Source organism: Streptomyces sp. NPDC015171, assembly GCF_043079545.1.
Classification (GTDB): domain Bacteria; phylum Actinomycetota; class Actinomycetes; order Streptomycetales; family Streptomycetaceae; genus Streptomyces.
Window position 1 is genome coordinate 297,550 of record NZ_JBIBUO010000007.1, and the last position, 23,310, is coordinate 320,859.

Sequence of the window (23,310 nt, forward strand, 5' to 3'; positions counted from 1 at the left end):
ACCCCTTCCGGGCGGGGCATGTCCAAGGTCGGGGGCCCCGGCGTAAGGTTCACCGCCGCGTACCACCGCGACCGTCATCGGTCGCACAACCGTCGGACCGGATGCCCCGGAATAGACGAAGCCCCTGGCGCAATAGCGCAAGGGGCTCTTGCACAAAGATGCTACCCGAGGAAGCGAGGCAGGACCGAGGTGGCGACTTTCGCGACGTCCGATCAGCTGCTTGTGATCATCGATCCAGCGGCACGGCAGACGGACGGAGAGGCCGTACGGATCGCGAAAGACGTGCTCAGCGCGGGTGCGGCGGCCAAGGTGTGTCTGCCCGAGGGGCCCGAGGAGTTCGCCCGCGCACTGGGCCGGAGGGGTTCGAGACGGCCGGTCGTCATCGGTGACGGCGCGGCGCTGGTGCGGGCCGTCACCCTGCTGCACCGGCAGCGGGAGCTGGCCGGATGCGCGCTGTCGGTGGTGCCGGTGGGGGACACGGCGCTCGCCGAGTCGCTGGGGGTGCCGGGCGGCGCGGTGGCGGCGGCGCGTGCGGTGCTCGACGGGATCGAGCACCGCCTCGACCTGCTGGTCGACGACAGCGACGGGGTCGTCCTCGGGCGGCTGGGCATTCCGCCGGTGCGGGCGGCCGACGCCGAGCCGGTGCCGGCGATCCCGGGCCGGACCTGGTACCGCTCCCTGGTGCGCACCCTGGCCGCGTCCCGGCCCGTCCGGCTGCCCGGAGTGCCCGCGCCCTGCGCGGCCCGGCTCCGGGTGGAGGTCGACGGGCAGACGGTGATCGGCCTGGACCAGCCGGTGGAGGGGGTGTCGGTGACGGCGGGCACGGACGGGGTGGCCTCGGTGGAGGTGCGGCCCCTGTCGGTGGGCGCGGAGGCGACGCCCCTGCTGGCCGCCGGGCGCACGGTGACGGTCACCGGGGCCGACTTCCGCTACCGGGCGGACACGGCGGTCTCGGGGCCGGTGCGCAGGCGGACCTGGCGGGTGGCGGAGGGAGCCTGGGGGCTCGTCCTGCCGGCCGACCGGTGACCCGCACCCTGCCACACCACCCTCCTAAAGGTCTAGTGACAAATATTTAACCGCGCCGACCCCTTCCCGAGCCCCTGCTCCGTCCATCATCCTGCTCCATCAGGACCCACGGACAGGACAGGGAAGGGGCCACCCGATGGCTGTGGACGAGGGCGTCGCCCCGGCGACCGAGAACGGTGACGACGGACCGGTTCACCGGCTGAAACCCAATGCCGTGGGATTGCTGGGCGTGGTGTTCATGGCGGTCGCCACCGCCGCGCCGATCACCGCGATGACCGGCAACGTGCCCTTCATGGTGTCGTCGGGCAACGGCGTCGGGGCGCCCGCGAGCTATCTCGTCGCAATGGTCGTCCTGGCAATCTTTTCCGTCGGTTTCACCTCGATGGCGAAACACATCACCTCCACAGGCGCCTTCTACGGATTCATCTCCTACGGCCTCGGACGCACCGCCGGGCTGGCCTCCGGGCTGCTCGCCACCTTCGCGTACGTCGTCTTCGAGCCCGCGCTGATCGGGATCTTCTCGACCTTCGCCACGACCACGCTCCAGGACCAGACCGGCCTCGACGTGCCCTGGTGGGCCTTCGCCGTCCTGATGCTCGCGATCAACGCCACCGGCACCTGGTTCGGGGTGAGCGTCGCCGAGAAACTGCTGGTGGTGCTGTTGGCGACCGAGGTGACGGTGCTGGCGGCCATGGCGGTCTCGGTCGCCCTGCACGGGGGCGGGCCGCACGGTTTCACCTTCGCGCCCGTCGACCCGGTCAACGCCTTCAAGGGCACCTCCGCCGGCCTCGGGCTCTTCTTCGCCTTCTGGTCCTGGGTCGGCTTCGAGTCGACGGCGATGTACGGCGAGGAGTCCCGCGACCCCAAGCGGATCATCCCCAAGGCGACGATGATCAGCGTGCTCGGCGTCGGGGTCTTCTACGTCCTCGTGTCCTGGATGGCCATCACCGGCAACGGCGAGGCGGAGGCGGTGCGGGCCGCGTCCTCCGCCAACCCGCTCGCGATGTTCTTCAACCCCACCGAGCGCTATGTCGGCCACTGGGCGGTCGACGTCATGCAGTGGCTGATGATCACCGGCTCGCTGGCCTGCGGCATGGCCTTCCACAACTGCGCCGCCCGCTATCTGTACGCCCTGGGCCGGGAGGGCATCGTGCCCTCGCTGCGGCACACCATCGGGCGCACCCACGCCCGGCACGGCTCCCCGCACATCGCCGGCCTGGTGCAGACCGCCGTCAGCGCGGTGCTGGTCGGCGCGTTCTGGGCCGCGGGCAAGGACCCCTACACCGGGACGTACGTCCTGCTCGCCATCCTCGGCACCATGGCCATCCTGGTCGTCCAGGCCGTGTGCTCGTTCGCGGTGCTGGCGTACTTCCGCTCGCACCATCCGGAGAGCCGGCACTGGTTCCGCACCTTCACCGCGCCCCTGCTGGGCGGGATCGCGATGCTCGCGGTGGTCGTGCTGCTGGTGTCCAACATGGGGGTGGCGGCCGGCCCCGAGTCCGGCTCGCTGGTGCTGAAGGCGACACCGTGGCTGGTGGCGCTGGTGGCGGGGACCGGCGTCGGATACGCCCAGTACCTCAAGCGGCGCGCGCCCGAGCGGTATGCGCTGGTGGGGCGGACGGTGCTGGAGGAGACGAAGGAACGGTGACGCTCCGCCGGGGGCGGGGGCGGGGGCGGGGGAATTCGGGACGGGCAGCTTGGGGCGGGGGAACGGGGGACGGGGCAACTTGGGGCAGGCGTACGGGGGGCCTTGTGCGGGGTTCGGGCGGCTGCGGCTGGGTGGTGGCTTGTCGCGCAGTTCCCCGCGCCCCTTCAGGGCGTCAGGCCACTGTGACGCGCAGGCTCCGCAAGCCTCTGATGACGAAGTTCGCTGTGCGCTCCGGTTCTGCCGTCAGGGTCAGGGTGGGGGCCTGGCGGAGCAGGGCCGTCATGGAGGCGGCCAGTTCGATACGGGCCAGGGGTGCGCCGATGCAGTAGTGGATGCCGGCGCTGAAGGAGATGTGCGGGTTGTCCGCGCGGGCGAGGTCGAGGCGGCCGGGGTCGGCGAAGACGGCCGGGTCGTGGTTGGCGGAACCGAAGAGCAGGGCGACCTCGGCGCCCCGGGGAATCGTCGTGCCGTCGATCTCGATGTCGTCCAGCACCCAGCGCTCGAAGAGCTGGAGCGGGGTGTCGTAGCGCATCAGCTCCTCGATCGCCGAGGGGACCAGGGAGTGATCGGCGCGCAGGGCGGCGAGCTGGCCGGGGTTCGCGAACAGCGCCCACCAGCCGTTCACCGTGGCGTTGACCGTCGCCTCGTGCCCCGCGTTGAGCAGCAGCACCGCTGTGGAGATCATCTCCTGCTCGGTGAGGCGGTCGCCCTCGTCATGGGCCGCGATCAGGCCCGAGATCAGGTCCTCGCCGGGCTCCTCGCGGCGGGCCGCGATCAGTTCGCGCAGATAGCCGGAGAACTCCCGCGACGCCCGCACCGCACGCCGCGCCGTCTCCTCGGACGGGTTCAGCTCGTACATCCCGCAGATGTCCGCCGACCAGGGGCGCAGCTGCGCCCGGTCCGCCTCGGGGATGCCGAGCATCTCGGCGATCACCGCCACCGGCAGCGGCTCGGCCACGTCCGTCAGCAGATCGCCGCCGCCCTCCCGGACCAGGCCGGCGACCAGGTCGTTCGCCAGCCCGTGCACATACGGCCGCAGCCGCTCCACCGTGCGCGGGGTGAACGCCTTCGACACCAGGCGCCGGATCCGGGTGTGGTCCGGCGGCTCCAGATCCAGCATCCCGTGGTCGTTGAGGGTGTGGAAGGGCTCGTGCGCCTCGGGGGGCGGGGTCCTGCCGAACTCCTCGTGGGCGAACCGGTGCTGATAGCTGCGGCCGAGCCTGCGGTCCCGGAGCAGCGCCGAGACGTCCGCGTGCCGCGGCACCAGCCACTGATCGGTCGGCTCGTACCGGATCACCCGGCCGCGCGCCCGCAGTTCGGCGTAGGCCGGGTAGGGGTCGGCGACGAACGCCGGGTCCCAGGGGTCGAAAGCGAGGACGGTGGGGCCTGCCATGCGGGGACGCTAACCCCTCACCCCGCCGCCTGACCAGGGGCAGCCCCGCCGCACCGCGCGCACGCCCCCGCCCCGCACGCCCGCGGGACGGCCCGTCAGCCCGGAGTGACCAGTCTCGCCTCGTACGCGAACACCGCCGCCTGGGTGCGGTCGCGCAGGCCCAGCTTGACCAGGATCCGGCTCACATGGGTCTTGATCGTCGACTCCGCCACCACCAGGCGCCCGGCGATCTCCGCGTTGGACAGGCCCTGCGCGATGAGGACCAGCACCTCCGTCTCGCGTTCCGTCAGCTCCCCGTACGCCGCCTGGGCCGCCGGCACCAGCCTGGGGGTGTCCGCGAGGCGGGAGAACTCCGTGATGAGCCGCTTGGTGACGGTGGGCGCCAGGAGGGCCTCGCCGGCCGCCACCACCCGTACCCCGTCGGCCAGCTGGCGCGCGGAGGCGTCCTTGAGGAGGAAGCCGGAGGCTCCCGCGCGCAGCGCCTGGTACACGTACTCGTCCAGGTCGAACGTGGTCAGCACCAGCACCTTCGCCGTCTCGTCCGCGGCGACGATCTCCCGGGTCGCCTCGATGCCGTTCAGCTCCGGCATGCGGATGTCCATCAGGACCACGTCCGGGGCGAGTTCCCGCACCCGCTCGACCGCCTCGCGGCCGTTGACGGCCTCGCCGACGACCTCGATGCCCGGCATCGCGTTCAGCAGGACCGAGAATCCCTCGCGGACCATCATCTGGTCGTCCGCGATCAGCACGCGGATCGTCATGCCGCGCCCTCGGTCTCCGCGGCGGCGGGCACCGGAAGGAACACCGTCACCTCATAGCCTCCGTCGGCCGCCGGGACCGCCGTCATCTCGCCGTTCAGCATCGACACGCGCTCCTGCATGCCCGTGATGCCGTGCCCCGCGCCGGGCGAGGCCTTGACCAGCTGCGGGTTGGGCGGCGGACCGTTGACTATGCGCAGGCCGAGACCGCCGAGTACATAGCCGATCTCGACCCGGGCGTCCGCGCCGGGGGCGTGCCGCAGGGTGTTGCTCAGCGCCTCCTGCACGATGCGGTACGCCGACAGCTCCACCCCCTGCGGCAGCTCCCGCACCGCGCCGGTCACCACCTTCGCCACCTCCGGGCCCGCCTCGCGGACATTGGCGAGCAGTCCGTCCAGATCGGCCAGGGTGGGCTGCGGGGCGTCCGGGGCCGCGTAGTCCTCCGCGCGGACCACGCCGAGGACCCGGCGCAGCTCGGTCAGGGCCGCCACCGCGTTCTCCCGGATGGTGGCGAACGCCTTCTCCAGCTCCGGCGGCGGGTTCTCCACCCGGTACGGCGCCGCCTCCGCCTGGATCGCGACCACCGACATGTGGTGGGCGACCACGTCGTGCAGCTCACGGGCGATCGTCGTGCGCTCCTCCAGCAGGGTGCGCCGCGAGCGCTCGTGCTCGGTCACCGTCAGCTGGGCGGTCACCTCCTGCCGGGCCTCCCTCCGGGTGTGCCGGACGGTGACGGCCAGCAGGACCAGCGCGGAGAGGATGGCCATCGGGGCCACGTCGACGTCGTAGTAGCCGGAGCCGAAGACGGCCACGCACCACAGGCCGAACGCCGTGGTCAGCAGCCACATCCAGGCCGCGGTGCGCGGACGGGTGCGGATCGCCACGACCGTGAGGACCGCCAGGTGGGAGATGAAGCTGCCCGGCAGCCACGGCCAGGTGTCCCAGGAGTCACCGAACGCCGCGATGACCGCGGTGGCCCCGAGCGACAGCCAGAACGCGCCGACCGGACGGGCCAGGGTCAGCAGCACCGGGGCCAGCGCGAGCAACGCGCACACCAGCTGGGTCACCCGGCCCTCGGAGAAGCTCGCCGCGTTGGCGAGCATCGCCACCGTGCCGGCGCCGGCCACCAGCGCGTGCGGGGTCCAGGACGCGTACTCCCGCGCGCGGCCGGACAGCCGGCGGGTGAGCGGGCCGTCGACGGCCATGCGGGGCATCGGGCGGTAGGCGAAGGCCCCGTGGAACAGGTCCTGGCGCAGCCCCCGCAGGGCGTCGACGGCCAGCCGGAACTCCGGGCTGCGCGGCCGGCCGGCCGCCTCCGGCGGTGTCGTCTGCATGTGCGTCGTCGTCTCGGTCACAAGGGAAACGGTAGGCGCGGGCGGACGCGCGGTCGTCCCCTTGGAGAGGGGTCCTCCGGGATCCCTCTCAGGTACTACGGGAAGGACAGGGACCCGGCGCCGGTGAGAAGCGGGGCCAGGGTGCCCAGGGCGGCCCGCGGTCAGTGCGCCCCGGGGCGGACCAGACCGGACTCGTAGGCGAAGACCGCCGCCTGGGTGCGGTCGCGCAGGCCCAGCTTCACCAGGATCCGGCCCACATGCGTCTTCACCGTCTGCTCGGCCACGAACAGCCGCTCGGCGATCTCCGCGTTCGACAGGCCCTGCGCGATCAGCGCCAGCACCTCCGTCTCGCGCTCGGTGAGATCGCCGACGCGGCGCTTGAGCGGGACCCGGCCGCTGCCGTCCAGGCGGGAGAACTCCGCGATGAGCCGGCGGGTGATGCCGGGCGCCAGCAGCGCGTCCCCCGCGGCCACCACCCGCACCGCCTCGGCCAGCTTGTCCGCCGAGGCGTCCTTGAGCAGAAAGCCGGAGGCGCCCGCCCGCAGCGCGTCGTACACGTACTCGTCCAGGTCGAACGTGGTCAGTACCAGCACCTTGACGGCGGGGTGGTCGGCGGCGATCCGGCGGGTCGCCTCGATGCCGCCAAGCTCCGGCATCCGGATGTCCATCAGCACCACGTCCGGGGCCAGTTCGGCGGTCCGGGCGATCGCGTCCCGGCCGTCCACCGCCTGCCCGATCACCTCGATGCCGGGCTGGGCGTTGAGCAGCACGGTGAAACCCTGCCGGACCATCTGCTGGTCGTCGGCGATGATCACCCGGATGCTGCCGGCACCGCTCGTCATGGTGTCTCTTCTCCTGTCGGTGTCGTGTCGGCCGGGTCCGGGGTGAGGTCCCCGGGGAGGAAGGCCGTGACGTTGAAGCCGCCGCCCGGGGTTCTGGCCGCGACGAGATGGCCGCCGAGCATCGCGGCGCGCTCGCGCATGCCGAGCAGCCCGTGTCCGGCGCCCGGGGAGGGCGGGACGGGGTGCAGCGGCGGCGAGTTGGTCACCAGCAGGTGCAGGCCGTTGGGGAAGTGCCCGACCTCGACATGCACCCGGGACCCGGGCGCGTGCCGCAGGGCGTTGCTCAACGCCTCCTGCACGATCCGGTACGCCGACAGCTCCACCCCCGGAGCGTACGGCCGTATCTCGCCCACGACTTCGGCGCTCACGTCCAGGCCCGCCGCGCGGGTGTTCTCCATCAGCGCGTCCAGCCGGTCGAGCGTGGGCTGCGGCGCGTCCGGGGCGGCACCGGTCCCGGGACCGCCCAGGCCGTAGGGGTCCTCGGGGTTCTCGGAGCGCAGCACGCCGAGCACCCGGCGCAGTTCGGTGAGCGCCTCCAGCGCGTTGTTGCGGATGCCGGCCAGGTTCTCCAGCAGTTCGTCGGAGGGGCGCTCCACCAGGTGCGGGGCCACCTGGGCCTGGATGGAGATCACCGACATGTGGTGGGCGACCACGTCGTGCAGTTCGCGGGCGATCCGGCTGCGCTCCTCGAGCAGCGTGCGCCGGGCCCGCTCCTCGGCGGTGATCGTCGTCTGCTGGACCAGTTCGCTACGGGCCTCGCTGCGGCTGCGCAGGGCCGCCCCTATGAGGGCGACGACGACGAACAGGGCCACGGCCAGCGTGCCGGTGCCGGAGTACCGCCCCGTCGCCATGCCGCCCTGCAGGACCAGGGTCACGAGAACCGTCACGGTGAGCGCGACGACCGTGCCGCGCAGCCGGACGCGCAGCGCGAGGAGCAGCAGGACGGCCGCCTGGGCCAGCAGGGCGTGGACGGACCACGGCCAGTTGGGGCCCGGGTCGGGGACCGCCGTCAGGTGCGGGCGGGCGAGCAGGGCGGTGGTCGTGGCACCCGTCAGGGACACGGCCCAGGCGACGAAGGGGCGCCGGATGGCCAGGACGATGGCGGCTGCCTGGGGAAGGACGATGAGGAAGGCGTCGGACCAGGTGAGCCCGTAGGAGCCCGAGACCTCCTGGGGGCCGGTGAGGCCGATGCCCAGGGCCAGCCAGCCGAGGAGGAGGTAGGAGATCAGCCTGAGCCAGCGGTACTTGGAGAGGGGCGGGGCGCAACGGGAGGGGGCTTCGCCCAGCCAGGTGCGCAGCCGGCGCAGGCGGGTGGGGCGGGTGGGATGGACGGGGCGGGTCGGGGTGTGCCGGCCGTCGGAGGGGGTGGGGGTGGGGTTCGGGTCCGCGGGCTGCACGTGATCAACCTTAGGCATGGTGCGGGGACTTCGTCGGCGGGAGGTGGCGGCGGACCACCCGGGAGGCGCGGTCGAGCGGGCGGCGACGGCCCTGCTCATGGTGCCGGAAGGCCGCCAGGCACAGGGCCAGTACCAGGGCGAACAGCGGCAGCCAGGCGAGGCGGCAGGCCACCCAGGCCGGTGCGTCGGGTGCGGTGTGCAGACCGGGCAGCCGGCCGGCCGGCAGAGCCGCGGCCGTGACCGCCGTCATGGCCGTCTGGTGCCAGAGGTAGATCGTCATCGCGGACAGGTTGACCAGCGCCACCGCCGCCCAGGCGAGCGGGCGGGCCATCGCCCGGCGCAGCCGGTCGCGCAGCAGGAGCGCGAGCCCGCACTGGGCCAGGCCGAACGTGACGGCCGCCAGGGTCGGCGGGTTCAGGTTGGAGACCGCGCCGCCGGGGACGCCGACCATGGACGCCGGGTATCCCGCGCAGCCGATGAGGAGCGCGGTGGCCGCCGTACCGCCGAGGAAGAGGGCCAGCGCCGGGCGGCGGCCGTCCAGTTCGCCCCGGGCCCAGGCCGCGCCCAGCGTGTACGGGACCAGCCAGCCGGCGGCCAGGTTGGCCCAGCCGAGCCAGGACGGGCCGAGGTGCAGGCCGAAGCGGAGCAGGTCCACGTGGAGGACGACGGCGAGCGGCCAGAGCGGGTGCAGCCGGGCGACGAGCGGGGTGGCGGCCGTCAGGGCGGCGAAGACCAGCAGGAACCACAGGGGGGACAGCGCCAGTTTCCACAGGGTGTGGACCGTGGACAGGGGCGCACCGGCGAGGAGCAGGGCGGTGACGGCCACCGCCCACAGGGCCAGCAGCGCGGCGACCGGGCGGAGCAGGCGGCTCAGGCGGGCGCGCAGCCAGCGGCCGTAGGAGTCGCCCCGGGCGCGGGCCGTGGCCAGGCCGCGTGCCGCCACATGACCGCCGACCAGGAAGAACACGGCCAGCGTCTGGAACAGCCAGGAGACCGGGGCCAGCCACGGCATGGCCTGCAGCGGGCTCACCGTGTGCAGCGCGCCGTCCTTCGCCACCAGCGCCGTCACCAGCCAGTGGCCCAGCACGACCCCGAGGATCGCGCAGGCACGCAGCGCGTCCACGGCACGGTCGCGGGAGGCCGGGGTGGCGGCGTCCACCCGGTGGGCGCCCCGGTGGAGGGCGAGCAGCGCGCGGCGTACGGGGCGGGCGGCGGGGCGGCGCGTACGCCGGGAGGGCTCAGGCACGGGTGACCTCCGAGGGCTCGTCGAGGGTGATCCGGGCGAGGTTGGCGAGCGCGGCGGAGCCCGGGGTGAAGTAGCCGCTGTGGCCGGCGCCGGCCGCGTCGAAGACCCGGGCCCCGAAGGCGGCGGAGACGGGGTCGGTGCCGAAGCCGACGGTGGTGCCGAAGAGGCCGGCGCTCAGGTGCGGGACGTGCGCCACCCAGTCGCCGCTTCCGCGGGCCGCCCAGATCCGGGCGCGGGTGTGCAGGGCGGCGGCGGAGTCCGCGCCGGTGCCGGGGCTGCCGATCAGGACGATGTCGTCCGGGCCGTGTGCGGCGGCCCCGCGAGGTGCGGCGTGTGCGTCGGCCGCCCCCTGTACGGCGTGTGCGTCGTCCGGGGTCAGACCGGGGGCCGTCCGGCCGCAGACCACGGAGCCGTAGGAGTGGCAGACCAGGGTGAGGCGGGCGGTCGCGGGGACGGCCGTGTGCAGGCGGCGCAGGAAGGCGCGCAGGCGGGGGGCGGCCTCGTCGGCGCGGGTGGTCGTGGTGACCGTGGTGCTCACCGTGGCCGGGGTCTCGTAGCCGAGCCAGGCGATGACGGCGACACGGGTGCCCGGGGCGGCCCGCCGGCCGAGCTCCGCGTACAGCGCGGCGGCGGTGCGGTGGAAGCGGGTGTAGGTGTCAAGGGAGGTGTCCGAGCCGGGGACGAGCACGGCGATGCGGTCGGCGTGCGCGAGGTCGCCGAGGACCTCCGTGGCCTGGCCGGCGCCCCGGCCGTCGAAGGCGAGGAGGTGGCGGGACGGGGCCACGAGGGCGCGGTCCGCCGCGGCGCGGCCGGTGTCGCCGTGGGCGGCGGCCATGCGGGCCGCGGCGTCGGCGTTGGCTCGGTTCGCCGCGTAGGCGGAGTGCAGGGTGGAAGGGGTGAGGGGGGCGTGGGCGGCGGGAGCGGGCGGCGGGGCGGGGATCTCCGGGCGGGCCGCGCCGGCGAGGGGAAGGACGATGGCGGCGGTGAGGGCGGCGGCGAGCAGCGTACGGAGCCTTTGCCGGGCCGGGCGGGGGCGGCGGGGCTTCGGGTGCGGGTTCGGGCTCGGGAGCGGGTCGGTGGGTGGGTGCCCCGCCTCCTGCCGGGATCGGTTTCCCACCCGCATCACCCGTGCGGCTTTCGTCGTCGGCCGCGGGTGGCCCTCGTGGGGCGCATGCGCCGTCGGCGACCGCGGGAGGCCCGCGCGCGGGAGCGAGAGGGCCCTGCGGTGCGGCTCCGCCGACAGCGACAGCGGCTGCGGCTGCGGCTGCGACTGCGACTGCCACCGCGACCGCGGCTGCGGCTGCGGCTCCGACAGCGACCGCGACCGCGGCTGCGGCTGCGGGAGGGCTCTCTGGCGGGACGGTCGACCTGTGCTGTTCGCTGGTGAGGTCTGCGCGGCTGTGGACCGCTGCGGTGTCTGCCCCATGGGTGGCTTCCTTCCAGAGAGCCCGGCCATCGGGCTTGACTGAGAAGGAAGTTACGGAGAGACGGGTGTCACCGGCGTCCCGCCAGGGAGCTGTCCTGCCGGGTAGCTCTCAGGTACTACGGGTATCACCGGGTCCGCCCTCCAGCGAAGACGGCGACGGCCCCGATCCGTACTGCTACCAGGCCAGTTGGGCGATCTCCTCCGCCGCCACCGCGCAGGCGTCGGCCGCCGGGTCGATGAGGGGGAAGTGGCCCACGTCCTCCAGAAGGGTCAGCCCGACCACCTCGCCCGCCTTCGCCGCCGCGTCCGCGTACGACTCCGCCACCTGCTGCGGCACCTCCAGATCGGCACGGCCCTGGACCAGGGTCGTGGCGATGCCCGTGGGCAGCAGGAGGACCGGGTCCGCGTACGCGCGGCGCTCGGCGAAAACGCCATGCCCGCCCAGGAGTTGCAGGGACGCGTGTCCGCACACCGCCAGCTTCTCCGCCGCCTCCAGGTCCGCGATCGGGGCGAGCGCGACGACGCCGCGCAGCAGCGCCGGGCCGCCGGTGCGCCACCGGGAGTCCGCCGGCAGGACATGGCGGGCCGCTGCCCACAGCGCCAGGTGGCCGCCCGCCGAGTGGCCGGTCAGCACCGTACGGCGGGGGTCGGCCTGCGGGAGCGCCTCACGGACCAGCGCGGGGAGCGCGTCCAGGGCCGCGGCGATGTCGTCGAACGTGTCGGGCCAGCGCCCGGCGGGCGGCGTGGCGTCGGCCGGCGCCCCCTCCCCCGACTGCTGCCCCGGGATCAGCGGCTCGCCGCCCCTTCGGTACTCGACGTTGGCCACCGCGAAGCCCCGGCGGGCCAGGAAGCCGGCGAACGGGGTGATGTGGCGGCGGTCGTAGCGGGCCCGCCAGGCACCGCCGTGCAGGACGACGACCAGCGGGGCGGCGGCCGGGGCGGCGGACTCCGGGCCGGGGCGGGGGGCGTAGAAGTCGATCACCTGGTCGGGGTGGTCGCCGTAGGCGGCGGTGACGTCCGGGTCGACCGGCGGATGCGAGAAGGCCGACTCCTCCTCGGCGGCGGCGCGGGCAGCGGCGGCGTCGTCCGGCATGCTCCAACCTCTCAGCGACGATGGGCGATGGGGGGGTACCTCCCCGGCCTTCGGCACGGGGGGGGGGGGGGAGGCTGTGGCGGACCAGGTGGGACATCGGCCGTTGGCGGGGACGGTACCAGGCCGGTGACGTGCGGGGATACGGGGATGTGACACGCGGTGAGGGACGAACGGTCCATGACCCGCCGCGTGCCCGCTGCGGAGGCCGGCACGGAAGGCCCGTACGGGGAGCCCAGTACAGGGAGGCCAGTACGGGGAGGCCAGTACGGGAGAGGGAAGACGCGGGAGGACGGGAAGCCCCGCCCTCCCGCGCCGGCACTCCGTCAGGCCAGCTCCTCCCCCAGTGCCCGGGCCGCCCGTTCCACGTCCCGGAAGCCCACGTACAGCGGCGTGAAGCCGAAGCGGAGGACGTCGGGGTGGCGGAAATCGCCCACCACGCCCCGGGCGATCAGGCGCTTCATCACCTCACCCGCGTCCGCGCACCGCAGCGCGATCTGGCTGCCCCGCTCCGCGTGCCGTCCGGGGGTCAGGCACTCCACCCGGCCGGGCTCGGTGTACGCGGACACACAACGCAGGAAGAAGTCCGTCAGCGCGAGGGACTTGGCGCGCACGGCATCCACGGACACCCCGTCCCAGACGTCCAGGGCGGCCTCCAGCGCCAGCAGGGAGAGGATGTCCGGCGTGCCGACCCGGCCGCGCAGGGCGCCCGGTGCCGGGGTGTAGGACGGGCTCATGCCGAACGGCTCGGCGTGCGAGTTCCAGCCGGGCAGCGGGGAGTCGAAGCGGTCCTGCAGCTCCCGGCGCACATACAGGTACGCGGGCGAACCCGGGCCCCCGTTCAGGTACTTGTAGGTGCAGCCGACCGCGAGGTCCACGCCGTGCTCGTCCAGGCCGACCGGCAGGGCGCCCGCGCTGTGGCACAGGTCCCAGACCGCGAGGGCGCCGCGGGCGTGGATCCCGGCGGTGAGCGCGGGCAGGTCGTGCAGCCTGCCGGTGCGGTAGTCGACGTGGTTGAGCAGCACCGCGGCCGTGCGCTCGCCCAGCGCCCCGGGCACCTCGGCCGGGGTCACCGCCCGCAGGGTGCGGCCGGTCAGCCGGGCCGCCGACTCGGCGATGTAGCCGTCCGTGGGGAAGGTCGTCGCGTCGACCAGCAGCTCGTCACGGCTCGGGTCCGCCATCCGGACCGCCGCCACCAGCGCCTTGAAGACGTTGACGCTCGTCGAGTCGCCGACGACGATCTGGCCGGGCGCGGCGCCCACCAGCGGGGCGATCCGGTCGCCGATCCGCTCGGGCGCCGTCCACCAGCCGCTCTCCTCCCAGGAACGGATGCGCAGCTCGCCCCACTGGCGCCGGATCACGTCCGCCACCCGGCCGGGCACGTGCGCGGGGAGGGCGCCGAGGGAGTTGCCATCCAGGTACACACCCGTGGCGTCGGGCGCGTGCTCGGACACCGGGTCGAGGACGAAGCGCTCGCGCAGGGCGGCGAGTCCGTCCGCCGCGTCCAGCTTCTCTGCGTCCAGGGCCAGCTCAGACATGCGACCTCGCCGTCCACAGCTCGGGGAACACGTTCTTGCGGGCACGCTTCTCCAGCCAGGCCACGCCGGCCGAGCCGCCCGTGCCCGTCTTCGCGCCCATCGCGCGCCGGGTGGCGACCAGATGGTCGTTGCGCCAGCGCCACACCAGCTCGGCCACGTCGCTCAACGCCTCGCCCAGACGGGCGAGTTCACCGTCCTGGTCGCCGGAGTAGATCTCCGCCCAGGCCGCCTCGACGGCGTCCGAGTGCTCGTACCGCTGGGTGACGTCCCGGCGCAGCACGGACGCGGGGACGGGGTGGCCGCGGCGGGCGAGGAGCCGTACCACCTCGTCGTACAGGCTCGGCTCGTGCAGCGCCTTCTCCAGTTCCGCGTGGGCGCGCGGGGCGCCGCGGTGCGGTACGAGCATGGACGCGGACTTCTCGCCGAGCAGGAACTCCAGGCGCCGGTACATCGCCGACTGGAAGCCGGAGCCCTCGCCGAGGGCGGAGCGGTAGGAGTTGAACTGCGCCGGGGTCAGCTGGCCGAGCGGCTTCCAGGAGGCGTTCAGGGCCTCCAGTTCCCGTACGGAACGCTTCAGCGCGGCGATCGCGGTCGGCACGTCCTCCGAGCGGAGCGCCTGCGCGGCCGTCTCCCACTCGTGCACGATCACCGTGAACCACAGCTCCATGACCTGGGTGGTCACCAGGAAGACCAGCTCTCCGGGATCGTCGGAGAGGGTGTGCTGGAGATGGGTGAGTACGTCGGCCTTGACGTAGTCCTCGTACGGCGTCGTCCCCGCGAAGTCGAGATTCGGGGTCTCGGGCTCAGCGGCCTCGAAAGGGGGGTGAGCCTGTTGGGACATCGCTGTCTCCTGATGTTGCTCCGGGTAGCGGTCCGCCCCTGCCGATGCCGGCACGGGGGCCCCGGTCCCCACCCCGCATCCTCCGCAATGCCCCCGGGTACGGCAAGGCCCGTCCGCTGCCAGACGGGCCACACCGGTGACGTCCGTGCCGGTCAGCCCAGGGTCTGGGCGGCCGTCGGCGAGGAGTCCTTCAGGAACTGCGAGCAGCGCTCGTACTCCTCCTGCTCGCCGATCGACTGGGCGCCGCGGGCGAGGGCGTGCAGGGCGCGCAGGAAGCCGCGGTTCGGCTCGTGCTCCCAGGGCACCGGGCCGTGGCCCTTCCAGCCGCTGCGGCGCAGGGCGTCCAGGCCGCGGTGGTAGCCCGTACGGGCGTAGGCGTACGACTCCACGACCGCGCCCCGCTCGAACGCGTCGTCGGCCAGCTGGGCCCAGGCGAGGGAGGAGGTCGGGTACTTGGCGGCCACCTCCGCCGGTGCGGTGCCCTGCGCGAGCAGCTGACGGGGCTCCGGGTCGTCGGGCAGGTGCGTGGGGGGCGGGCCGCCGAGGAGGTTCTCGTGAATCGTCATGGGACCAGTCTCGCGCACCCGCCGCCGGTCGGCCGTGGCGGCCCGACCGGCCCCGGACGCGTGTGGGCACCCGGCACGTGGGGCACCTGGCGCATGCGGGCTGTCCTGCGGGTGCGGCGCCGTCGGGGCCGGTCGCGCAGTTCCCCGCGCCCCTGGCGGCGACGCCCGCACCGGGGCCTCACAACCACCCCCGGCACGGGCCGGCCGACCTGCGGGTGCGGCGACCGTCGGGGGCGGTCGCGCAGTTCCCCGCGCCCCTGGCGGAGACGCCCGCACCGGTGCCTCACAACCACCCCCGGCACGGGCCGGCCGACCTACGGGTGCCGCACCGTCGAGGCCGGTCGCGCAGTTCCCCGCGCCCCTGGCGGCGACGCCCGCACCGGGGCCTCACAACCACCCCCGGCACGGGCCGGCCGACCTACGGGTGCCGCACCGTCGAGGCCGGTCGCGCAGTTCCCCGCGCCCCTGGCGGAGACGCCCGCACCGGGGCCTCACAACCACCCCCGGCACGGGCCGGCCGTCCGGCGAGGCCGGTCGCGCAGTTCCCCGCGCCCCTGGCGGCGACGCCCGCACCGGGGTCTCACAGCCACCCCCGGCGCGGGCGGGCCGTCCGGCGGGGGCGGTCGCGCAGTTCCCCGTGACCCTGGCGGTGAGGTCAGTCCGGGCTACGGGTGGCTCACCCGCTCCAGGGGCGGAGTCGTCACGCAGCCGTGCTGTCTGCATTCGGGCCGCACGCAGCCCGGGGCCGGGCGGCGGACCAGGGTGGCGGACAGGACCGCGCCCAGCACCAGGACACCCGCGCAGATCGGCATGGCCCGGTCGAAGGCCGCGTCGAAGGCCGTGGCCGAGCGGTACGCCTCCGGGCCCATGCCGGCCAGCAGCGGCAGCGCCGCCACCGCCATCAGGCCCGCCGCCCTGGCCGCCGCGTTGTTGATGCCGCTGGCCAGACCCGCCCGGGCGGTGTCGACGGAGGCGAGGACCGTGGCGGTCAGCGGGGCCACCAGGACGACCATGCCGGTGCCCATCACGAGGAGCGCGGGGAGCACGTCGGTGAGGTAGTCCGCGTGCTGTCCCACCCGCAGCATCAGCAGCATCGCCGCCGCGCACAGCAGCGGGCCCACCGTCAGCGGAAGCCGCGGCCCGGTACGGTCCGCGAGGGCGCCCGAGCGGGACGAGAACAGCAGCATGAGGGCCGTGGTGGGCAGCAGGGCCGTACCGGCCGCCAGCGGCGAGTAGCCGGCCACCACCTGGAGCTGGAGCGCGGTGAGGAAGAAGAAGCCGCCGAAGGCCGCGTACACGCACAGGGTGACGAGGTTGACCGCCGTGAACTGGCGCGAGGCGAAGATGCCCGGCGGGAGCATCGGGTCGGGGCGGTGCCGCTCGACGTACACGAAGGCCGCCGCCGCCGCGACGCCCGCCACCGCGCTCAGCGTCACCGCGAGGGAGCCGGCCCGCGCCTCGATGAGCGCGTACGTCACCAGGGCGAGCGCCAGGGCGCCCAGGACCGCGCCGAGGATGTCGAAGCGGCCGTGCGCCCGCTCGTCGGCGGACTCCGGCACATGCCGCAGCGCCACCGGCACGCAGAGCAGCGCCAGCGGCACATTGAGCAGGAACACCCAGCGCCAGCCGGGTCCCGCCACCAGCCAGCCGCCCAGGAAGGGGCCGACAGCGGCGCCGATCCCGCCGAAGCCGGACCACAGGCCGACCGCCCTGCTGCGGTCGTCGGGATGGAAGGACGCCTGGATCAGCGCGAGCGAGCCGGGGGTGAGCAGGGCGCCGCCGACGCCCTGGAGCGCACGGGCGGCGATGAGGATGCCGGAGGTCGGGGCCAGGCCGCACAGCAGCGAGGCGGTGGCGAACCAGACCACCCCGATGACGAAGACCTTCCGGCGGCCGTAGCGGTCGCCGAGGGAGCCGCCGAGCAGGATCAGCCCGGCCAGCGTGACCATGTAGGCGTTGACCGTCCACTGCAGGGCGCTCAGGCCCGCGTCCAGGTCGCGGCCGATGCGCGGCAGGGCGACGTTGACGACGGTGGAGTCCAGCAGGACCATGCTGGAGCCGAGGACGGTGGTCAGCAGGATCCACTTGCCCTGCGGCGAGGCCATCCGGACGTCGGGCATGCTCCCAGGTATACAGCGGGCCCGGCGGCATGGACAGCCGCCGGGCCCGCTGGGGGTACCGCTTACTTGATCTTGTTGCCCGCAGAGCGCAGGTGCTGCGTGGCCTCCAGGACACGCGCGGCCATGGACGCCTCGGCCAGCTTGCCCCAGGTGCGCGGGTCGTAGGCCTTCTTGTTGCCGACCTCGCCGTCGACCTTCAGGACGCCGTCGTAGTTCGCGAACATGTGACCGGCGACCGGACGGGTGAAGGCGTACTGGGTGTCGGTGTCGAGGTTCATCTTCACGACACCGTTCTCCAGCGCGGTGGCGATCTCCTCCTCGGAGGAGCCGGAGCCGCCGTGGAAGACGAAGTCGAACGGGGACTCCTTGCCGAACCGGGCGGCGACGCCCTCGTTCAGCTCCTTCAGCAGCTCGGGGCGGAGGACGACGTTGCCCGGCTTGTAGACGCCGTGCACGTTGCCGAAGGAGGCGGCCAGCAGGTAGCGGCCCTTCTCGCCGAGGCCGAGGGCCTCAGCCGTGCGGATCGCGTCGTCGACCGTGGTGTAGAGGGAGTCGTTGATCTCGTGGGAGACGCCGTCCTCCTCGCCGCCGGTCGGGGTGATCTCGACCTCGAGGATGATCTGGGCGGCGCGGGCCTGCTCCAGCAGTTCCTGCGCGATCTCCAGGTTGTCGGCGAGGGTCTCGGCCGAGCCGTCCCACATGTGCGACTGGAACAGCGGGCCGAGACCGGCGTCGACGCGCTTCTTCGACAGCGCGAGCAGCGGACGCACGTACCCGTCGAGCTTGTCCTTCGGGCAGTGGTCGGTGTGCAGCGCGATGTTGACCGGGTACTTCTCGGCGATGATGTGCGCGTACTCGGCGAGGGCCACCGCGCCCGTCACCATGTCCTTGCTGTACTGGCCGCCGAGGAACTCGGCCCCGCCGGTCGAGATCTGGACGATGCCGTCGCTCTCCGCCTCCGCGAAGCCGCGCAGGGCCGCGTTCAGGGTCTGCGAGGACGTCACGTTGATGGCCGGGTAGGCGAACTTGCCTGCCTTCGCCCGGTCGAGCATCTCGTTGTAGACGTCGGGGGTTGCGATGGGCATCTGTCCGCTCCTTGAGTTGCGGGTTGGCGTTCTGCGTTACGGCCCTGACCTAGACCTGGGGTGCGACGTCATCGTCGGCCCCATCTTTCCAGACCTGAGCCGATGGTCCACGCGCCGGTCAAGTCCAGGTCAATTCCGCTCGTCAGTCCAGACCCAGTTCATCCTTCGAGAAGGCGAACAGGTACGGCACGCCCGCCTGCTCGGCGATCGCCTCGGCCGCGCCGGTCGCCCGGTCCACGATCGTGGCGACGGCGACGACCTCGGCACCGGCCTCGCGCAGCGCCTCCACGGCGGTCAGCACCGAGCCGCCGGTGGTGGAGGTGTCCTCGACGGCCAGCACCCGGCGGCCCTTGACCTCGGCGCCCTCGATCCGGCGCTGCAGGCCGTGCGCCTTGCCCGCCTTGCGGACCACGAAGGCGTCCAGCGTCCTGCCGCGCGCGTGCGAGGCGTGCAGCATCGCGGTGGCCACCGGGTCGGCGCCCAGGGTGAGGCCGCCGACGGCCTCGAAGTCCAGCTCGGCGGTCAGGTCGAGCATGACCTGACCGACCAGCGGCGCGGCCTGGCCGTCCAGCGTGATCCGGCGAAGGTCGATGTAGTAGTCGGCTTCCTTGCCCGAGGACAGGGTCACCTTGCCGTGCACCACGGCCTTGTCCTTGATCTGCTGCAGCAGCTCGCCACGTACGTCCGTCATGCCGACCAGCTTAGAGGCGGCGCCAGCTCCAGGCGGTCGCGGCCTCCAGCGGGTCCAGCGGGGTGACCAGGCGCGGGGAGGTGTTCAGGCCGTTGGGCGGCCCGGTCTGCGGCTCGACGCAGACGGCCTCGGCCTGCTCGTCGTAGACCACCACCCACTCCTCGCGGCTCGCCACCTTCAGCTCCAGCAGGCCGGGCCAGGTGAGGGTCACATCGACCCCGCCGGGCATGCCGAAGCAGTCGTCCCAGGGGCCCGGCAGGGGGTCGATCCGGTTGCCGGTGGGCAGGTGGTCGGCGCCGCGCTCCTCCTGCCAGGCGGGCTTGAAGTCCAGCCGGGCGTCCACGCCGTCCAGGGTGCGGTGGAACCACGGGTGCCAGCCGAGCTGCGCCGGGAAGGAGTCGTCGTACGCCTCCACGGACATCGTCAGCGTCAGGCCGTCCTCGGCGAGCGAGACGATCTGGGTGACCCGACCGCGGTGCGGCCAGGGGTCGGCCAGCTCGCACGTGATCACCGCCTCGTCCGCCGTGACGCGCGCGGTGCGCCAGGCGCCGTCGCGCGCGGTGCCGTGGATGGCGTGCGGCGGGGAGTTGAGCGGCATCTGGCGGACGGTGCCGCCGTCCAGGAAGCGGCCGTCCCGGATCCGGCCGCACCAGGGCACCATCGGGAAGCAGCCGAAGCGCGGGCCCTGCCGCAGCAGTTCGAGGGAACCGATCCTGAGCCCGCTGATACGGCCGCCGTCGGCGGGGCTGACGCGTACTTCCGCTTCGCCCGCGGTCAGCGTGATGTCGTCGTTACTCACGGGACGACACTACAGACACCGCTCCGCTCCGCCGGGCCCATCCGGCTCAGCGGCGCTTGCGCAGGGCCCGGCTGACGACGACCGCCGAGGCCAGGGCCAGCGCGGCGGCGGGCGCCGCCCAGCGCAGCACCTGGTTCCCGGTGACGCTCTGGGGGGCCGGTACGGGGGCGTAGCGGCCGCGCGGCGGGGCGTGGTCGACCTCTTCGGCGCTGCGGCCGATCATCGTGCGGCGCGCGTGCGCGGCCTCGGCGGGCGGTTCGCCGGTGTCGGTGAAGTCCCCGGTGAACCGGTCGGGATACCCGGCGACGCCGCCCTTGTCCGTGCCCTCGTCCACGTCCGCGCCCTCGTCCACGTCCGGGTCCAGGGCGGGCGCGGGGATCTCGGTGTCGAAGACGGAGGTGCGGGCGGGGCCGGCGTCGGCGGACTCCGGTTCCGCGGCGGGCTCCGCCGGCTCCTGCCGCGCGCCCCCGTCCGCCGCGAGGCCCTCCAGGAAACGGTTCAGGAGCCGGACCGCCGCCGCGGCCACCGCCTCCGCCGGCAGCTCGGTGATCCGGCCGGACGCGTCCGCCGTGCCCTCGGCCGTGACCGTGCAGCCGCCGTCGGTGTCGGTGAGGCGCAGGGTGAGGGCGAGCCGGACCGTGCCGGAGCCGCGCGCCTCGGCGGCGTCGGCGTCGACGGCGTACGTGCCGTCCGGCCGGGGCGTCACCCGTGCCGTTCCCCGGTAGGTGACGGAGTGTCCGCCGACGCGGAGTTTCAGCCGCCCGGTGATCGGTTCGGCACCGGCGTCCTGCTGCAGGCCGGGGACCGCTCGCGCGACGCGGACGTGGTCGGCCAGTGCCGCGGCGAGCCTGTCGGCGGGGGCCGGGACGAAGACCTGGTGCTCCATGGTGCGGGAGCCTACCCAGTTGTGGCCCGGACTCACCCTGCCGTGCCGACGTCCGTCCCCCGGACCCCCGTTTGCACACCGGCCGGCGTGCCGGTGACGGCCGGCGGAGGGAGCAGGCGGAGGCGGCGGGCGCTCAGTAGCGCGGATGCACCAGCGTGGACGCCGGCAGCCCGTCGATCCGGGTCCGCCGCGCCGCCCGGGCGTCCGCTCTCAGCCCGGCCGGGGTCAGGGTGTCCGGGCGGTCCCGGCCCAGCCGCAGGGGCGGCGGGGTGCGCCCGGGTGCCGCCAGCAGAAAGCCCCAGTCGCGCGGGGCGCGGGCGGCGCCCGCCGCGAAGCCGGAGTCGTGGCCGGGCACCCGGTAGGGGGAGGCGGCGAAGCCGGCCGTGCGCAGGGTCGCGGCGACGGTCCAGAAGGCGCGGGGGCAGGTGGTGACGGGGCCCGCGTGCACCGCCAGGCGGCCGTCCGCGGCCAGGACCCGCCGGGTCAGGCCGTAGAACTCCTGCGAGTACAGCTTGGTGCTCTCGGTGATGCCGGGGTCGGGCAGGTCGGCGATCACCACGTCGTACGCCGGTCCGCGGGCCCCGCGCAGCCAGCCGAGGGCGTCGGCGGTGGCCACGTGGACGCGCGGGTCGGCGAAGGCGTGGCCGTTGGCGGCGGACAGGCCGGGGTCGCGGCGGGCCAGGCCGACCAGGCCGGGGTCGCGTTCGACGACGTCGACGCGGCGCACCCCGCCGTGCCGCAGCACCTCGCGGGCGGCCAGGCCGTCGCCGCCGCCGAGGATCAGGACGCGCGCGTGCGGGCCGGCCAGGGCGGGGGCGACCAGGGCCTCGCCGTAGCGGTGCTCGTCCCGGCCGCCCGCGCGCAGCCGGCCGTCGAGGAAGAGGCCGAGGGGCCGGCCGCCGGTGCCGCCGGACAGGACGACCTCCTGGACGCCGGTGCGCACGGCCACCCGCACGTCCTTGCCGTACACCGCGTGCCGGGCGGCCCGTTCGAAGTCGCCGGCGAGGGCGGCGGCGGAGGCGAGGACGCCGAGGACGGTGAGCCCGGCGAGCAGCAGGGTCCAGCGGGCGCGGCGGGTGAGGTCGCGGCGGAAGAGGCCGAGGACCAGGGCGCCGCCCGCGACCACGTTGACCGAGCCGGTGAGCAGGGCGCCGGTCAACTGGCCCAGGAACGGCAGCAGCAGGAAGGGGAAGGCGAGACCGCCGACCAGGGCGCCGACGTAGTCGGCGGCGAACAGGTCGGCCACCGCGCCGCCCGCGTCCTGCCGGCGGATGCGCTGGATCAGCTCCATCAGCAGCGGGACCTCGGCGCCGATGAGCAGACCGATGGCGAGGGAGAACGCGACCAGCAGGCAGCGCGGGCCCTCGGCCCAGATCCCGCCCCAGCCGGCGGTCCAGGCGAACACCGCGTACAGCGCCATCGCGCTGCACCCGCCGACCAGCGCGAGGGCCGTCTCGACCGCGCCGAACCCGGCCGCCGCGTGCCAGCGCAGCCGCTTGGCGCCGAGCGAGCCGATGCCCATCGCGAACACCATCACGGACAGCACCACGGAGGCCTGGGTGACCGAGTCGCCGATCAAGTACGAGGCGAACGCGAGCAGTTCGAGTTCGTACACGAGTCCGCAGGCCGCGCAGACGAAGACGCACACGAGGACCAGGAACCGCCCGGTCCCGGGCCGCACGGGCAGCCGCGCGGGGCCCGTCCGGGAGGGCGGTGCGCCCGGGGGCGCGGGTGCGTGCGGTTCGATCACGCTGCGACGTTACGTCACGCGCTCGCGACGCTTCGTCACCCACACGTGTGGATCTGGGCGCACTTGTCAGCTGACGGGTTTATGTCGTGCCGAGGAGTGATCAGCCAGGCTGCGCCGCCTTTGCGCGCACCCCGACCCGGGTCCGGGTGGCCACCAGCTGCCCGTCCTGCGGATACGCGTGCCAGGTGCGCCAGTGCACCTGGCCCTCGTACCGCTGGGCCAGCAGCGCGGTGAAGGCGTGCGGGCTGCCGGGGAAGACGCCGGCCAGGCCGTGCGGGTGGTCGGAGACCAGGGCGAGCAGTTCCTGGGCGCGGCCGGCGAAGGAGCCGGGGGTGAGGACTTCCACCCGGGCGGCGAACTCGTACTCCCAGTCGCCGACCCGTTTGGCGACGCCGAGCGGTAGCGGGGTGCTGGACCCGGGGATGCACGCGACCGTCTCCGAACAGTTGCCGCACGCCTCCTCTAGGAGCACCTGGTGGGAGGCGCCGAGCAGCCTCAACTGGAGTTTGGCGCCGTCGAGTTCCAGATCGCGGGTGGCGAGGGCGGGTAGCGGCTCGCGCCCCAGGGTCCAGGCCAGGTCGGCGGCGCGGGTATCGGTGTAGGAGGTGTTCAGGGTCGTGAGCATGGATCGGCTCCGCTAACACGCAAGGAAGGGGAGATCGGCCATGTCAGCCCGGCCGGCCCGGCCGGGTGTGGGGAGTCCGAGGGACGTCCGAGGGGCTGCGTTGGCGATTTAGAGGGAATCATGAACAGTGGCGTCGCCACAGCGTTTTTACCCAACTTCGTGGGGTTTCCATCCCTCCGAGGGCTCCACAGCTCAACTGTTCAACCATGGCGTACGCCCGGCGCGGATCCGACAGGGCCGCGCGCCCGC

At 74.0% G+C, this 23,310-nt stretch carries 20 protein-coding genes; 2 read left to right on the top strand and 18 right to left on the bottom strand.

Going from position 1 to position 23,310, the window contains the following annotated elements:
- The first annotated feature begins 189 nt into the window (after positions 1 to 189).
- On the top strand, positions 190 to 1,026 hold the full coding sequence (locus ACF073_RS21455) for a diacylglycerol kinase (RefSeq protein ID WP_392072211.1): 837 nt from the start codon (positions 190 to 192) through the stop codon (positions 1,024 to 1,026).
- Between the two features lie 136 nt (positions 1,027 to 1,162).
- Positions 1,163 to 2,674 carry an APC family permease gene (locus ACF073_RS21460; RefSeq protein ID WP_392072212.1) on the top strand — a complete coding sequence of 504 codons (1,512 nt, stop codon included), beginning with the start codon at positions 1,163 to 1,165 and terminating at the stop codon, positions 2,672 to 2,674.
- 172 nt (positions 2,675 to 2,846) lie between these two features.
- Here ACF073_RS21460 and ACF073_RS21465 read toward each other — a convergent pair whose 3' ends face one another.
- From ACF073_RS21465 to ACF073_RS21550, 18 genes are all read right to left on the bottom strand, one after another.
- Entirely contained in the window at positions 2,847 to 4,067 is a 1,221-nt protein-coding gene (locus tag ACF073_RS21465) for a cytochrome P450 (protein ID WP_392072213.1), read from the bottom strand.
- A gap of 95 nt (positions 4,068 to 4,162) precedes the next feature.
- Entirely contained in the window at positions 4,163 to 4,828 is a 666-nt protein-coding gene (locus tag ACF073_RS21470; RefSeq protein WP_392072215.1) for a response regulator, read from the bottom strand.
- Complete coding sequence (locus tag ACF073_RS21475; protein ID WP_392072474.1) at positions 4,825 to 6,159, bottom strand: sensor histidine kinase; 1,335 nt, start codon at positions 6,157 to 6,159, stop codon at positions 4,825 to 4,827. Before ACF073_RS21475 ends, ACF073_RS21470 begins: the two co-directional genes overlap by 4 nt.
- Before the next feature lie 161 nt (positions 6,160 to 6,320).
- Entirely contained in the window at positions 6,321 to 7,001 is a 681-nt protein-coding gene (locus ACF073_RS21480; protein ID WP_392072217.1) for a response regulator, read from the bottom strand.
- Complete coding sequence (locus tag ACF073_RS21485) at positions 6,998 to 8,416, bottom strand: sensor histidine kinase (protein ID WP_392072219.1); 1,419 nt, start codon at positions 8,414 to 8,416, stop codon at positions 6,998 to 7,000. Before ACF073_RS21485 ends, ACF073_RS21480 begins: the two co-directional genes overlap by 4 nt.
- Complete coding sequence (locus ACF073_RS21490; RefSeq protein ID WP_392072221.1) at positions 8,409 to 9,644, bottom strand: acyltransferase; 1,236 nt, start codon at positions 9,642 to 9,644, stop codon at positions 8,409 to 8,411. The genes ACF073_RS21485 and ACF073_RS21490 overlap by 8 nt, the downstream gene beginning before the upstream one ends.
- Positions 9,637 to 10,647, bottom strand: coding sequence for an alpha/beta hydrolase (locus ACF073_RS21495; protein WP_392072475.1), 1,011 nt, complete (start codon positions 10,645 to 10,647; stop codon positions 9,637 to 9,639). The genes ACF073_RS21490 and ACF073_RS21495 overlap by 8 nt, the downstream gene beginning before the upstream one ends.
- Positions 10,648 to 11,245: 598 nt before the next feature.
- Positions 11,246 to 12,163 carry an alpha/beta hydrolase gene (locus ACF073_RS21500; RefSeq protein ID WP_392072223.1) on the bottom strand — a complete coding sequence of 306 codons (918 nt, stop codon included), beginning with the start codon at positions 12,161 to 12,163 and terminating at the stop codon, positions 11,246 to 11,248.
- A gap of 323 nt (positions 12,164 to 12,486) precedes the next feature.
- On the bottom strand, positions 12,487 to 13,698 hold the full coding sequence (kynU, locus tag ACF073_RS21505) for a kynureninase (protein WP_392072225.1): 1,212 nt from the start codon (positions 13,696 to 13,698) through the stop codon (positions 12,487 to 12,489).
- On the bottom strand, positions 13,691 to 14,539 hold the full coding sequence (locus tag ACF073_RS21510; protein ID WP_392072226.1) for a tryptophan 2,3-dioxygenase family protein: 849 nt from the start codon (positions 14,537 to 14,539) through the stop codon (positions 13,691 to 13,693). Before ACF073_RS21510 ends, kynU begins: the two co-directional genes overlap by 8 nt.
- Before the next feature lie 152 nt (positions 14,540 to 14,691).
- On the bottom strand, positions 14,692 to 15,105 hold the full coding sequence (locus tag ACF073_RS21515) for a DUF3151 domain-containing protein (RefSeq protein ID WP_392072229.1): 414 nt from the start codon (positions 15,103 to 15,105) through the stop codon (positions 14,692 to 14,694).
- Between the two features lie 665 nt (positions 15,106 to 15,770).
- Positions 15,771 to 17,225 (bottom strand): MFS transporter, encoded by a 1,455-nt coding sequence (locus ACF073_RS21520; RefSeq protein ID WP_392072231.1) that lies wholly within the window; start codon positions 17,223 to 17,225, stop codon positions 15,771 to 15,773.
- A 62-nt stretch (positions 17,226 to 17,287) separates the two neighbouring features.
- Entirely contained in the window at positions 17,288 to 18,310 is a 1,023-nt protein-coding gene (gene fbaA / locus ACF073_RS21525; RefSeq protein ID WP_392072233.1) for a class II fructose-bisphosphate aldolase, read from the bottom strand.
- Between the two features lie 142 nt (positions 18,311 to 18,452).
- Positions 18,453 to 19,001 (bottom strand): orotate phosphoribosyltransferase, encoded by a 549-nt coding sequence (gene pyrE, locus ACF073_RS21530; protein WP_392072235.1) that lies wholly within the window; start codon positions 18,999 to 19,001, stop codon positions 18,453 to 18,455.
- Between the two features lie 10 nt (positions 19,002 to 19,011).
- Positions 19,012 to 19,800, bottom strand: coding sequence for an aldose 1-epimerase (locus ACF073_RS21535; RefSeq protein ID WP_392072237.1), 789 nt, complete (start codon positions 19,798 to 19,800; stop codon positions 19,012 to 19,014).
- Positions 19,801 to 19,846: 46 nt separating this feature from the next.
- Entirely contained in the window at positions 19,847 to 20,686 is an 840-nt protein-coding gene (locus ACF073_RS21540) for an SRPBCC family protein (protein WP_392072238.1), read from the bottom strand.
- Between the two features lie 133 nt (positions 20,687 to 20,819).
- A complete protein-coding gene (locus ACF073_RS21545) occupies positions 20,820 to 22,436 on the bottom strand; it encodes a polyamine aminopropyltransferase (RefSeq protein WP_392072240.1) in 1,617 nt (538 codons plus the stop codon).
- A gap of 100 nt (positions 22,437 to 22,536) precedes the next feature.
- Positions 22,537 to 23,061, bottom strand: coding sequence for a DUF2617 family protein (locus ACF073_RS21550; protein ID WP_392072242.1), 525 nt, complete (start codon positions 23,059 to 23,061; stop codon positions 22,537 to 22,539).
- Between the last annotated feature and the right edge of the window lie 249 nt (positions 23,062 to 23,310).